12 protein-coding genes are annotated in these 12,791 nt (G+C 61.5%); 7 read left to right on the top strand and 5 right to left on the bottom strand.

Annotated elements, in window-relative coordinates:
* Positions 1-2 precede the first annotated feature (2 nt).
* From GKKCFE_RS12145 to GKKCFE_RS12120, 6 genes are all read left to right on the top strand, one after another.
* Positions 3-974 carry a peptidylprolyl isomerase gene (locus GKKCFE_RS12145; protein ID WP_076384519.1) on the top strand — a complete coding sequence of 324 codons (972 nt, stop codon included), beginning with the start codon at positions 3-5 and terminating at the stop codon, positions 972-974.
* Positions 975-999: 25 nt separating this feature from the next.
* Positions 1,000-1,992: a GTP 3',8-cyclase MoaA gene (moaA, locus tag GKKCFE_RS12140; protein WP_160892335.1), complete on the top strand. Its 993-nt coding sequence runs from the start codon at positions 1,000-1,002 to the stop codon at positions 1,990-1,992.
* 347 nt (positions 1,993-2,339) lie between these two features.
* Positions 2,340-4,355: a ribonucleoside triphosphate reductase gene (locus GKKCFE_RS12135; protein ID WP_047229166.1), complete on the top strand. Its 2,016-nt coding sequence runs from the start codon at positions 2,340-2,342 to the stop codon at positions 4,353-4,355.
* A gap of 31 nt (positions 4,356-4,386) precedes the next feature.
* On the top strand, positions 4,387-4,548 hold the full coding sequence (nrdD, locus tag GKKCFE_RS12130) for an anaerobic ribonucleoside-triphosphate reductase (RefSeq protein WP_003182303.1): 162 nt from the start codon (positions 4,387-4,389) through the stop codon (positions 4,546-4,548).
* Positions 4,545-5,240, top strand: coding sequence for an anaerobic ribonucleoside-triphosphate reductase activating protein (locus tag GKKCFE_RS12125; RefSeq protein ID WP_047229165.1), 696 nt, complete (start codon positions 4,545-4,547; stop codon positions 5,238-5,240). The genes nrdD and GKKCFE_RS12125 overlap by 4 nt, the downstream gene beginning before the upstream one ends.
* Before the next feature lie 123 nt (positions 5,241-5,363).
* Positions 5,364-6,986, top strand: a complete 1,623-nt coding sequence (locus GKKCFE_RS12120) for a methyl-accepting chemotaxis protein (RefSeq protein WP_445577897.1) — start codon at positions 5,364-5,366, stop codon at positions 6,984-6,986.
* Positions 6,987-7,187: 201 nt separating this feature from the next.
* Here GKKCFE_RS12120 and GKKCFE_RS12115 read toward each other — a convergent pair whose 3' ends face one another.
* From GKKCFE_RS12115 to GKKCFE_RS12100, 4 genes are read right to left on the bottom strand one after another with little or no spacing between them, the layout of a single operon-like run.
* Entirely contained in the window at positions 7,188-8,543 is a 1,356-nt protein-coding gene (locus tag GKKCFE_RS12115) for a 4Fe-4S binding protein (protein WP_445577896.1), read from the bottom strand.
* A complete protein-coding gene (locus GKKCFE_RS12110; protein ID WP_173406924.1) occupies positions 8,531-9,385 on the bottom strand; it encodes an FTR1 family iron permease in 855 nt (284 codons plus the stop codon). The genes GKKCFE_RS12115 and GKKCFE_RS12110 overlap by 13 nt, the downstream gene beginning before the upstream one ends.
* Before the next feature lie 22 nt (positions 9,386-9,407).
* Complete coding sequence (locus GKKCFE_RS12105; protein WP_107322434.1) at positions 9,408-9,758, bottom strand: cupredoxin domain-containing protein; 351 nt, start codon at positions 9,756-9,758, stop codon at positions 9,408-9,410.
* A 2-nt stretch (positions 9,759-9,760) separates the two neighbouring features.
* On the bottom strand, positions 9,761-10,291 hold the full coding sequence (locus GKKCFE_RS12100) for an iron transporter (RefSeq protein WP_076384531.1): 531 nt from the start codon (positions 10,289-10,291) through the stop codon (positions 9,761-9,763).
* A 201-nt stretch (positions 10,292-10,492) separates the two neighbouring features.
* Between GKKCFE_RS12100 and GKKCFE_RS12095 the strand changes: the two genes are divergently transcribed.
* A complete protein-coding gene (locus tag GKKCFE_RS12095; RefSeq protein ID WP_445577895.1) occupies positions 10,493-10,720 on the top strand; it encodes a DUF3079 domain-containing protein in 228 nt (75 codons plus the stop codon).
* A gap of 127 nt (positions 10,721-10,847) precedes the next feature.
* Here GKKCFE_RS12095 and GKKCFE_RS12090 read toward each other — a convergent pair whose 3' ends face one another.
* Entirely contained in the window at positions 10,848-12,587 is a 1,740-nt protein-coding gene (locus GKKCFE_RS12090; protein ID WP_445577894.1) for a dipeptidase, read from the bottom strand.
* Positions 12,588-12,791 lie beyond the last annotated feature (204 nt).

Here is a 12,791-nt window from a genome sequence, read left to right as displayed (position 1 = left end):
TCATGGCTAGTGGATGCGGATGTGGCGGCGGTAACGGGGGCAGCGGCGGCTGCGGTTCTTCAGCGAAAGCAGCGCCAGTGACCCCGCCGCTCAGCGATATCGAGCCGGCGGGCGCGGTGCAGTTCGAACCGGCCCAGGCCGGGCCGGTGGCCGGTGAGGAAGCCCCGGCACAATTGATTGCCAGCAGTGAGCAGGAGTGGCCGATCATCAGCGTCAACGGGGTGTCGATCACACCCCAGGCGATGGCCCAGGAGCTGCAGTATCACCCGGCTGAGAGCCGCGAGGATGCGGTCTACCAGGCGGCCCGGGCGTTGGTGATCCGGGAGTTGCTTCAGCAACGCATCGCCGAGCTGGGGCTGGCGTTGCAGGTGGGCGCCGGTGAAAACGAAGAGGAGGCGGCCACGCGGCTGTTGCTCGAGCGTGAGGTGCAGGTGCCGCAATGTGATGAGGCGACCTGCCTGCGCTACTACGAAAGCAATCGGGCGCGCTTTCACAGCGCCCCCTTGCTGGCGGTGCGGCACATTCTGCTCGAATGCGCACCGGACGACGCCGAAGCGCGCGACCAGGCTCACGGCCAGGCCGAAACCCTGCTGCAACGCCTGGACGAGTTCCCCGGTAGCTTTGCCGAACTGGCGTTGAACCACTCAGCCTGCCCGTCCAAGGCTCAGGGCGGCTCGCTGGGGCAGATCAGTAAGGGCCAGACCGTGCCCGAACTGGAGCGCCAGTTGTTTGCCTTGCCGGCGGGCCTGGTGGGCAAACCGCTGGAAAGCCGCTACGGCTGGCATGTGATCAGCATCGATCAGCGTGTCGAAGGCCAACCGTTGCCTTATGAGGCGGTGGCGACGGCGATTCGCACCCAGCTGCAACAAGGCGTGTGGCAGAAGGCGCTGGTGCAGTACCTGCAAACCCTGATCGGTGCGGCGGACATTCGCGGCATTCATCTTCAGGGCGCCGACTCGCCGCTGGTGCAGTGAGCACCGGCTCAATCAGGGGACAGACATGAACGCCGTGTTGCAGGACGGATTTGGGCGCCAGATCGACTATCTGCGGATGTCGGTGACCGATCGTTGTGATTTTCGCTGCGTGTATTGCATGGCGAAAAACATGACCTTCCTGCCGCGCCAGCAGGTGTTGACCCTGGAGGAACTGCACCGATTGGCGCGGTTGTTCGTGGGGCTGGGGGTCAAGAAAATCCGCCTGACCGGTGGCGAACCGCTGATCCGTCCGGGCATCGTCGGGTTGTGTCGCGACATCGCGGCATTGCCCGGCCTGCGGGAACTGGTGATGACCAGCAACGGTTCGCAGCTGGGGCGACTGGCCCGGCCGCTGGTCGATGCCGGGGTCAAGCGCATGAACATCAGCCTGGACAGCCTGGATGGCGAGCGTTTTCGGGCGATCACCCGCAACGGCGATCTGGATCAGGTGCTGGCGGGCATTGAAGCGGCGAAGGGCGCAGGGTTCGAGCGGATCAAGCTCAACTGCGTGGTGATGAAAGGGCGCAACTTCGATGAAGTCCCGGCGCTGGTGCAGTACGCCATCGAGCAACGCATCGACATCAGCTTCATCGAGGAAATGCCCTTGGGTGAGGTCGGGCGTTCCCGGGGCGAGTCGTTCTGCTCCAGCGATGAGGTCCGGGCGGTCATTGCCAATCATCACCGGTTGCTCGACAGCACCGAAAACAGCGGCGGCCCGGCGCGTTATGTGCGCCTGGAGCAGCACGCGCAGACCCGGATCGGTTTCATTTCCCCCAATACCCACAACTTTTGCGCCAGTTGCAACCGGGTGCGCATGACCGTTGAAGGGCGGTTGCTGCTGTGCCTGGGACAGGAAGATTCTCTGGACCTGCGCAGTTTGTTGCGGCGCTATCCGCTGGACGATCAACCGCTGATCCAGGCGGTACAACAGGCGCTGCGCGGCAAACCCCTGCGTCACGACTTCAACCCTGGCGGGGAAGTGCAGATTGTGCGGTTCATGAACATGAGTGGTGGGTAGGCACAGGTTCCACAGGGAAGCTTTGGTGGATACAAATCTCACACTCACCCCGAAACCAGTGTGGGAGCGAGCTTGCTCGCGATGACGGCGGCACATCCAGCATCGATGCCAACTGATCCACCGCTATCGCGAGCAAGCTCGCTCCCACGGGGGATTTGCGGCGGTTTCGCATCCTGTGATCAACACAAAACCAATGTGGGGCTGAAACAATGACTTTTCGAACCTGAATCTTGGTCCCTCCCGATTCTTGATATCGATCAATTGCAACCCTGACTTTTCGCCGTACTCTCCACTGCATATTGTGTTTGAAGCTTGTTAATTATCTATATGTAGTGTCTGGAGCCAAAATGCAGAGCACGTTGATCTCAGTAGGCTGTAACCGCTTGCACAAGCGCGATGGCAGTGTGGTTGCCTTCGACGCGGACAAGATCCGCCAGGCGCTGATCGCCGCCGGCAAGGCCACCGGCGAATACGCTGAGGGGGAGGCTGAAGGGTTGCTGGAAGCGGTGCTGACGCGATTGGAAGGACAGACGCGCTTGAGCGTCGAGCAGATCCAGGACCGTGTCGAGCGAGTACTGATGGACGCCGGTTTCTTTCTGGCCATGCGTGCCTATATCGTCTACCGCGAGCAACATGGGCGCCTGCGCCGGGATCGTCGCACCTTGGTGGAAGTCGCCACCTCGATGAACGAATACCTGGACCGCGAAGACTGGCGCGTACAGGCCAATGCCAACCAGGGTTACTCCCTCGGTGGGCTGATCCTCAACGTATCGGGCAAGGTCACCGCCAACTATTGGCTCGACGAGGTCTACAGCCAGGCCATCGGCCAAGCGCACCGCGAGGCCGACCTGCATATCCACGACCTCGACATGCTCGCCGGTTACTGCGCCGGCTGGTCGCTGCGCACGCTGTTGCACGAAGGCCTCAATGGGGTGCCGGGACGGGTCGAAGCCGGGCCGCCCAAACATTTGAGCAGCGCCTTGGGGCAGATGGTGAATTTCCTCGGCACGCTGCAAAACGAATGGGCCGGTGCCCAGGCGTTCAGCTCGTTCGACACCTACCTGGCGCCGTATGTGCGCAAGGACAGACTCAGCTATGACGAGGTCCGCCAGTCGTTGCAGGAGTTCATCTACAACCTCAACGTCCCGTCACGCTGGGGCACGCAAACACCTTTTACCAACCTTACGTTCGACTGGGTCTGCCCGGAGGATCTGCGCGAACAGATTCCGGTGATCGGTGGCGAGGAGATGCCGTTCGCTTACGGTGATCTGCAAGTGGAAATGGAATTGATCAATCGCGCCTACATCGAGGTGATGCAGGCCGGTGATGCAAAGGGCCGGGTGTTCACTTTCCCGATCCCGACCTACAACATCACCCATGACTTCCCGTGGGACAGCGAGAACGCCGACCGCTTGTTCGAGATGACTGCCCGCTACGGTCTGCCGTATTTCCAGAACTTCCTCAACTCGGACATGCAACCCAACCAGGTGCGCTCGATGTGCTGCCGCCTGCAACTGGATGTGCGCGAGTTGCTCAAGCGCGGAGGAGGCCTGTTCGGCTCGGCGGAACAGACCGGCTCACTAGGTGTGGTGACGATCAACTGCGCACGCCTGGGCTACCTGTACAAAGGCGATACCAGCGCATTGCTGCAACGCATCGATACGCTGATGGAACTGGCGAAGGAGAGCCTGGAGGTCAAGCGCAAGGTCATCCAGCACCACATGGACGCCGGGCTGTACCCGTACACCAAGCGCTACCTGGGCACCCTGCGTAATCACTTCTCCACCATCGGCGTTAACGGCCTGCACGAAATGCTGCGCAATTTCACCGATGACCAGCAAGGCCTGCATACCGAGCAAGGCCGGGCATTCGCCCTGAAACTGCTGGATCACGTGCGCGCCACGCTGCTGCGGTTCCAGGAAGAAACCGGCCACCTCTACAACCTGGAAGCCACCCCTGCCGAGGGCACCACCTACCGTTTCGCCAAGGAAGACCTCAAGCGTTACCCCGATATCTTGCAGGCCGGCAGCCCGATCGCCCCGTATTACACCAACTCGTCGCAGTTGCCGGTGGGCTTCACCGACGATCCGTTCGAAGCCCTGGAGCTGCAAGACGAACTGCAATGCAAATACACCGGCGGCACCGTGCTGCACCTGTACATGGCCGAGCAGATTTCCTCCACACAGGCCTGCAAGCAGCTGGTGCGCAAGGCCCTGGGACGCTTTCGGCTGCCGTACCTGACCATCACGCCGACGTTTTCCATCTGCCCGGTCCACGGCTACCTGGCCGGGGAACATGAGTTTTGCCCCAAATGCGACGAGGCCTTGCTGTTGCAACAGCAGTTGGCAGGCAGCGTTCACTGATCCGATCCATCGACCGCAAGGAGCTTCATCCATGAACGCATCACAATCTCTTCCGCAGGCACAGCGTCAACGTTGCGAAGTCTGGACCCGCGTGATGGGTTATCACCGTCCGGTGGCGGCCTTCAACCCAGGCAAACAGTCCGAGCATCGCGAACGGGTTCACTTCACTGAAAGCGCGGCCGGGCGTCCATGAGTCGAGCGCTACGGGTTGGGGGCATGGTGCCCCTGACCACCCTCGATTACCCGGGCCAACTGGCTTGCGTACTGTTTTGCCAGGGCTGCGCCTGGCGTTGTCGTTATTGCCACAACCCGCAACTGATCCCGCCGCGCGGCAGCGAAGAGGTGGATTGGTGTCGGGTGTTGGCATTTTTGCAACGTCGCCAGGATCTGCTTGACGCCGTGGTGTTCAGCGGTGGTGAGCCGACCCTGCAGGACGGCCTGGCGCCAGCCATGGAGCAAGTGCGGCAGATGGGTTTTCGCATCGGCCTGCACAGCGCCGGCATCAAACCGGCGGCCTTCGCCAAAGTGGTCGGGCAAGCCGACTGGGTTGGCTTCGACATCAAGGCCTTGCCCGAAGACGCCCTGGACGTGACTCGGGTTCATGGCAGCGGTGCCGCCAACTGGCGCAGCCTCGACTATCTGCTGGCCAGCGGCGTGGATTATGAATGCCGGACCACCGTGCATTGGCATTTGTTCGATCCCGAACGGTTGTTGACCCTGGCTCGTCGCCTGAGCGAGCAGGGCGTCACGCGTTTCGCTGTGCAACTGGTGCGCACGGCCCGGATGCTCGACCCCCATCTTTCCAGTGTTTCGGCACAGGCCTTGCAGCCGGAGTTGTGGGCCGCCATGCGCGAGTTGTTTCCCTCGTTCGTTTTACGCAGTTGACCGTCCCCGGGGATGAACGACCGACAGCGGTTCGGGATCGCCGGGCCGCTCTTTTTTATGGCTTTTTTTATGGTTTTCAAATGCGCTGCCAATTGGCAGGTAGTTGAACAGGGAGCATTTGATATGACCAGACTCACCACTGCCCACCGTATCGTGATCGGTTTTGCCATCGCGCCACTGGCGTTGATCGCCCTGGCGTTATACGCCTTGAACGACCTGGCCACGCTACGCGACCAGGCGGTGCAAATCGTCAGACAGGATTGGCCGAAGATCGACCCGATCATGGTGATCGCCACGGGTGTGCGCGATAACGCCAGGAACACCCGGGACCTGTTGATCGACAAGAACAACGCGCAGGTCCAGCAATCGATCGACATGACCCGGCAACGTATTACCCAGGCCTTTACCACGCTGGAGCCGCTGTTCGACCAGCCGGAAGGCAAAGCGGCGTATGCGGCACTGAAGAAGCACCGTGAGGCGTATGTGGCCGCGTTCGTTCAGGTGCAGGCGTTGATTCGCCAGGGAGCCACGGACGACGCGATGACGCAACTCAAGCAGGGCGTGATGCCGGCCGAGCTTGAGGTCTACAAAAGCCTGGAAGGGCTGATGGCGATGCAGGGCCGGTTGTTTGTCGAGCGTGAACAGCTGGCCCAGGCGCGCTACAGCGACGCGCGGCGCAACATGCTGACACTGGTGCTGGCCTGCCTGGCCCTGGTCAGTACCGTTGCGGTCCTGGTGACCCGCAGCGTGACCCGTCCGCTGGGTGGCGAGCCCGATGATGCGGCGCGGGTGCTGAGCCAGATTGCCCAAGGCGACTTGACGATCCGCGTGCCGCTGGACGCCGGGAGTGCAAACGACAGCGTAATGAGCAACATGCATGACATGCAGCAGAGCCTCAACAGCATGGTCCGGCACATTGCGGCTTCGGTGGATCGGGTGGCCAGTTCCTCCGAAGAGCTGAGTGCGGTGAGCAGTCAGACCAACAGCACCCTGGAACTGCAAGGCCAGGAAATCGAACAGGCCGCGGCGGCCGTGAACCAGATGACGGCGGCGGTGGACGAAGTGGCGCGCAATGCGGTGAGTACCAGCGAAGCCTCGCGGATATCCGAGCAAACCGCCCAGCGCGGTCGTGAGCAGGTTCAGGAGACCGTTGCTTCGATCAGCGCATTGGCGCTGGGGGTGACGGACTCCTCGGGACGCATCCAGCAGTTGGCAGGCAGGGTCGAGCACATCAGTTCGGTGCTGGACGTGATCCGCGGCATTGCCGATCAAACCAATCTGCTGGCCTTGAACGCCGCCATTGAAGCAGCCCGCGCTGGCGATGCCGGGCGTGGTTTTGCCGTGGTGGCCGACGAAGTCCGGGCACTGGCCCATCGCACCCAGGATTCGACTCGGGAAATCGAGGAGATGATCGGCAACATCCGCCGGGACAGCGAGCACGCCGTGACCGCCATGCAAAGCAACAGCGAACTGGTGCAGACCACTTTGCAAGTGGCCCGCCGCTCCGGCGATGCCCTGGATGAAATCGCCCGTTCGATCTCGCAGATCAACGAGCGCAATCTGATGATCGCCAGCGCCACCGAAGAACAGGCGCTGGTAGCCCGAGAAGTGGACCGTAACCTGGTGGGTATTCGCAACCTGTCCGAACAGGTATTGCTCGGGGCCCGGCATACTGATACTGCCGGTCAGGACCTGGCGCAGATGGCCGGCTCACTGCATGAGACCGTTGCGCGGTTCAAGGTCTAGGCCAGCCCCGCGTCAGATGTTGTGAACCACACAAATCCACCGTGGGAGCAACGCTTGCTCGCGAGGCGTCTGCACAGCCAACACCGCTCAAACTGACCCACCGCGATCGCGAGCAAGCTTTGCTCCCACAGGGTTTTGCGTCGTTCCAAGGTATCGTGAACGTTAGCGATCCGCTGTGGGAGCAACGCTTGCACTGCGTGCTCACCATCCCCAGAACTGCAGCCACCAGCCATAACCCACCAGGCCATTGGCCAATACCAGGCAGGCCATTGCGAGGGGCCTGCGGGCTGCATGTTCCAGGCGCTTGTAGCCCAGCCACAGACTCCAGGCGATTGCCGCGACCAGCAGCGCGGCCCGAGCCGGTTGTACCCAGTCGAGCAACAACCCTTCATAGCGCAGCAGTTTGACGGTGGTGGCCGACAAGCCGAGGAACAACCCTGCACCGCCGAGGGGCGTCAGGGTGATGGCCAAGGGCCAATACTGTGCAGGATCGCCCGAGAGTCTTGCCGCCAGGCGCATCAACAGCAGCAGCGACGTGCCCAACAGCAAGGCACTCATGCCCAGATAAGCGACGATGCAAAAGCCATCGAGCCAACTGAAGCTGTCATTGAGCTGCGGATAGTGGGTCAGCAACCACCAAGGGGCGTTGTCTTGCAATGGCCAGAACAGCTCATGGGCGACCAGCCATTGGGCCAGGCTCTGCTTCATGGCAATGAACCAGGGGCTGACGGTCCACTGAAAAGCCCCCATGGCCAGGCCAATGACGCCGAACAACAACAAGCGCGCGTCCCAAGGCGAAAGGGTGGTTGCGCTCGAGTGAAGGATTTCCTCGTTACTGGAACGGGCTATCAGGCGTACCGCATCGCGCTGGCCGCTGCAGCGACCGCAGGCGTGGCAATCGGCGGCACCGCGCATCCGGCGAATGTCCAGCAATGGCGCGCAGTTGGGAGGCGGTCGGCGCGGCGCGGGGTTTTCCAGCCAGCGTTGCTCGTCCACCTGGAAGTGCACCGGTGCCAGGCGAGCAAGCAGGGCGAAGACGCCACTGACTGGACACAGGAAGCGGCACCACACTCGCTTGCCTCGGGCGAACAGCAGGCCAACGATCACCGCTGCGACCGTCGAGCCCCCCAGGATCAACAGCGCCGCCTGGGCATAGTCATAGACGCTGATCAACTGCCCATAGATCGTGGTCAGGCAGAACGCCAGGGTCGGCCAGCCGGCCCAGCGCACCCCGCGTGGCACGCCCAGGCCTTTGCCATACTGGCTGGCCCATTCACTCAAGGCACCTTCAGGACACAGCACGCCACACCAGAGTCGACCGAACAGCACAATCGACAGCAACACGAAAGGCCACCAGATGCCCCAGAACAGAAACTGCGCCAGCAGCGTGAGGTTGTCCAACAGCCGAGCCTGGCTGCTGGGCAATGGCAACAGCGCCGGCACCACCAGCAGCACCGCATAGAACAGCACCACCGCCCATTGCACGGCGCGAATGGTTGCGCCGTGGCGCCGCATGCCGTCGCCCAGACGTTGCAGCCAGAGGTTCAAGTCGGACATGGCAGCGTTTGCGCTTTGCGTGGCCGCAGCCAGCCGGCAACCCCCAGCCAGTAGCCGAGCCACACCAACAAGGTCATGGCGCTGGGACTGGCTCGATAGCCGGTGAAATCCGCCAGGAAACCGCCCAGGCCATGGCCGTCATCCAATATCGCGCTGCTGTCCCAGAGCGCGTCGCCGATGCCTTGGTAGACCACTTCGGGCCAGTCCATCGCCAGCAACTGACCGCTGATCCGCTCAATGCCGCTGACCAGCAGCGCTGCCCCCAATAACAACAGAATGGTTTCGCTGATGGCAAAGAAACGCGGCCATGAGATGAACCGTCGACTGCCGTGCAGCAAGACGATGGTCAGCAGCGCCAGCAGCAGGCCGGCCACCGCGCCCACGGCGAACAAGCCCAGTGGCGCCCCTTGCAGACGTGCCCCGGCGCCATACAGGAAGACCACGGTTTCACTGCCTTCGCGGCTGACGGCCAGCAGCGCCAACACCATCAGCCCCCATCCACCCTGGCGGCTGAAACGATGGTCGGCGTGACGCGTCAGATCCTGTTTCAACGTCCCGGCGTTTCGGTGCATCCAACCGACCATTTGCACGATCAGCAGACTGGCGACCAGCGCCAACGCCGCCTGGAACCATTCATTGGCCGCGCCGCTCATGGCTTCGCCGGCCAACAGAATCAGACCGGCCAAGATGCCCGACAACAGCAAACCCAGCGCCACGCCAGCCCACACGAACTGCAACAAGCGACCGGCCTGTTGCTGCCGGCTGACCCAGGCCTGGAGTATGCCGATTACCAACAGCGCCTCGACGCTTTCGCGCCAGACAATAAACATGGATTGAGTCATGCAAACACCTCCTGTTCGCCGACTACTGGGCGAGGATGCCGCCCTCGGGCAGTTGCGGGTTGAATTCATCGAAAAACGGATAGTGCCCGGGGCGCAGCGGGTGAATGACGACAAACGTGGTAACGCCGGGCGACAGGACCTTTTCCACCCGCAGGGGCGTGCTCTCGAATTCCGCCGGACCCTGGCCGACGTTTTTCAGCACGATCTTGAAGCGCTGCCCGGCCGGTACTTCCAGCAGCGGCGGGGTGAAATGGCCGTCGCGCATGCTCAACTCGTAAGTAAGCAGTTGGGCATGGGCGATTGAAGGCAACAGCAAGCCGGCCAGCACCCACCCGGCCAGCTGTCGCGCTGTTCGGCTCGTTGAACGACGCATCTTCAATACCCGCCTTTTTTGCCAATCCCGGCGTAGACGAATTCGTAATGCAGTTCACAGCGCTCGAACCACGGTGCCACGCCGGTTTCCTTGTCGGTATGACGGCCGAGGGAGCCATGGCCGCCGGGCGGCAGGACGGTGAAGGTCAATTGGTATTTGCCGGGGCCCAGCAGCTTGACGTTGTCGCCATAGTGCGGCCCGTCATTGGCCACCATGGCGTGGAAGTCGCCCTTGAGCGGGGTGTCGTTGCCTTGTTTTTTCAGTTGGAACGACACGTTGAGGTAGGGCACGAAGCTGCCTTCCTGGAAACCTTGCTGGTTGTCGGCCGTGGCCCTGATATCGGCCTCCAGGTGAACGTCAGACTCGGCGGTTGGGCGCATCATGCCGGCCGGGGCCATTTCGATCGGTTGCAGATACACCGCGCCGACCTCCAGGCCCGGGCACATTTGCGGTTCGCCAATGGGGTATTCCTTGGCCTGGGACAGAGGGGCGAGAAACAGCAGGGCGAGAGGCAGCGGAGCGAGGGTACGCATGGGAAGACTTCCTGAGGACTAAGGGATGGCCGAGTCTAGGAAGCTTTGCTGCAAATAATAATGATTCTTGTCAATTTTCGGGGCATTTAACCCGCCAGGAACGCCGATACCGTCATGCCGGTGGTTCTTGATCGATATCAAGGGCACTTCGGCCCTGACACGCTAGGGTACAGGCACACCCATCGGCTATACGGGGGCGTCATGGCAAAGCCTTTTCCAATCAGTCCGAAACATCCCGAGCGCATTTGCTGGGGCTGCGACCGCTATTGCCCGGCCAGTGCCCTGGCGTGTGGCAACGGCGCGGATCGAAGCATGCACCCGGCCGAAATGATCGGGGAGGATTGGTACCTGCATGGTGATTGGGGGGTGGAGTTGGTGGACATTAGCGCCAAGGTCATCGATCCAAGCGCCACTCACCCGAAGGAATGAAGTGAACCTGTGGCGAGGGAGCTTGCTCCCGCTCGGTAGCGCAGCAACCTCAAAATCTTGGGGCCGCTGCGCAGCCCAGCGGGAGCAAGCTCCCTCGCCACAGTGAATAAAATACGCCTCACAGGTTTTACAGCTTCGGCAACTGCCCGATCCGCCCCATCATCTCGGTCACGATCTGCAGGTCCAGAAGAAACTGCTCGACCGTCTTGAACTCGTTGTCGTTATGCCCGGTGTACTTGACGTCGGGCATGGCCAGGCCGAACTGCACGCCGTTGGGCAAGTCATGAACCGAGGTGGCGCCAGCGGAGGTGCCGTACTTGTGCTCCATGCCGAGGTTTTCGCTGGCCACGGCCAACAGTGCCTTGACCCATTCACCGTCCGGGTTGCGATACATCGGCTCATCGATTGAATAATCGAACGCCACGGCGACCTCCGTCTTCTTGCTCCAGGCGGCCAGTTTGTCGGTGATTTCAGCCTTGATCGCTTCCGTCGGCTTGCCCACCGGCACGCGCAGATTGACGGCCAGCTTGAAGGCTTTGTCATCCATGCCGACATACGTCAGGGAAGCGGTCAGCGGCCCCATGAAGGCGTCGGAAAAGCCAATCCCCAGTTTGCTTCCCAGGTAGTCCAGGCCCCAGTTGTCGGCGGCATAGCGGGCGGCATCGGTGATGTGGTTGTGCTTGAGCGCAACCTTGCCCTCGAGGCTGTTGATGAAGTCCAGCATCCTCGCCACCGGGTTGACCCCGGACTCTGGTTCTGAGGAATGGGCGGAGACGCCTGTGAAGGTCAGTTTGACGTCCTTACCGACGACCGCGGTGGTCACCTGGAAGTCGCCGCCATTGCCCTTGGCATACGCGGAAGCGGCTTTTTGCAGCGTCGCGGCCAGTTCAGCAGGCTGATCGCCCACGAAGGTAGCGACCGATGTGGACGGAATCTGATTGGTGGCCAGGCCACCGGTCATCGCCGTGATCTCAGCGCCTTTGCCCTGGGCCGCACGCCGGGCGAAGTTGGCCATGACGGTGCCATAGCCTTTTTCGGCAATCACCACCGGGTAGCCGCCATCCAGCGCCAGGTTGTAGTTGGGGGTTGGGTTGCGCTCGAAGTAATAGGGGATGGCGTCGCCGGTGGTTTCCTCGGTGGTGTCTACCAGCAGTTTGAAATTCCTCGCCAGCGGCAGGTTTTCTTCCTTGATGATCTTCATGGCGTACAGCGCCACGACAATGCCGTTCTTATCATCTTCGGTGCCCCGCCCGTACATGCGGTCGCCCACCAGGGTGACCTTGAACGGATCCAGACGAGTGCCGTCTTTCAATACCCAGTTTTCCGGGGTCACCGGCACGACGTCGGCATGGGCGTGAATGCCCACGACTTCGTCGCCACTGCCATGCAGTGAAATCTCGTAGACGCGGTTGTCGATGTTGCGAAAGTCCAGGTTGAAGGCTAGGGCAAGGCGCTTGATCTTGTCCGCGATCTTGAGGAACTCGGGGTTCTCATGCTGGGCAACACCGTCCTTGCGAAAGGTCGGGATCGCCACCAGTTCGCGCAGGGTTTCGGTAGCGGCGTTGCCGTATTTCACCCGTGCATAGAGGCCGAGCAGACGATGAATTTCGTTCTGCTGCTCAGCCGTAAGGGGTTTGTTGTCGAGGAACGTGCTGATGGCCGGGCCAAGCTTGGCGGTTTCGGCCAACTCGCTTCTGGCCACGTTTCCCAGGAACTGCCTGAAGTCGGTGACGGAGGTGTCAGCGAGGGTTTTGACGAGGGCTGAACTCTGTTGCGCAGTGATGTTGGCCAAGGCGGGTGGGGTGATCGACGCCAGGCTGGACAGCAGCAGGGTGCTCACGGCCAGGTGCTTGAGGGATAAGTTCATTGGTAGAGGCATTCCTTTGCAGACGGTGGGAAAGAAGTGACTGATTGATGGAACACTCACTTACAACCTAGCACCGAGAAGGACCTGCCGGGAGTTTTGTAATCAACATTAATGCATGCCGATCCATTGCTATCGCGAGCAGGCTCGCTCCCACAAGGGATTAGGGGTGGTCACACGATCTTGTGTCCACTTTGCAATCCCTGT

The organism is Pseudomonas sp. E141 (genome assembly GCF_052659885.1).
Note: the sequence above shows the minus strand (reverse complement) of the source record. Positions and strands in the feature narration are given on the sequence as shown.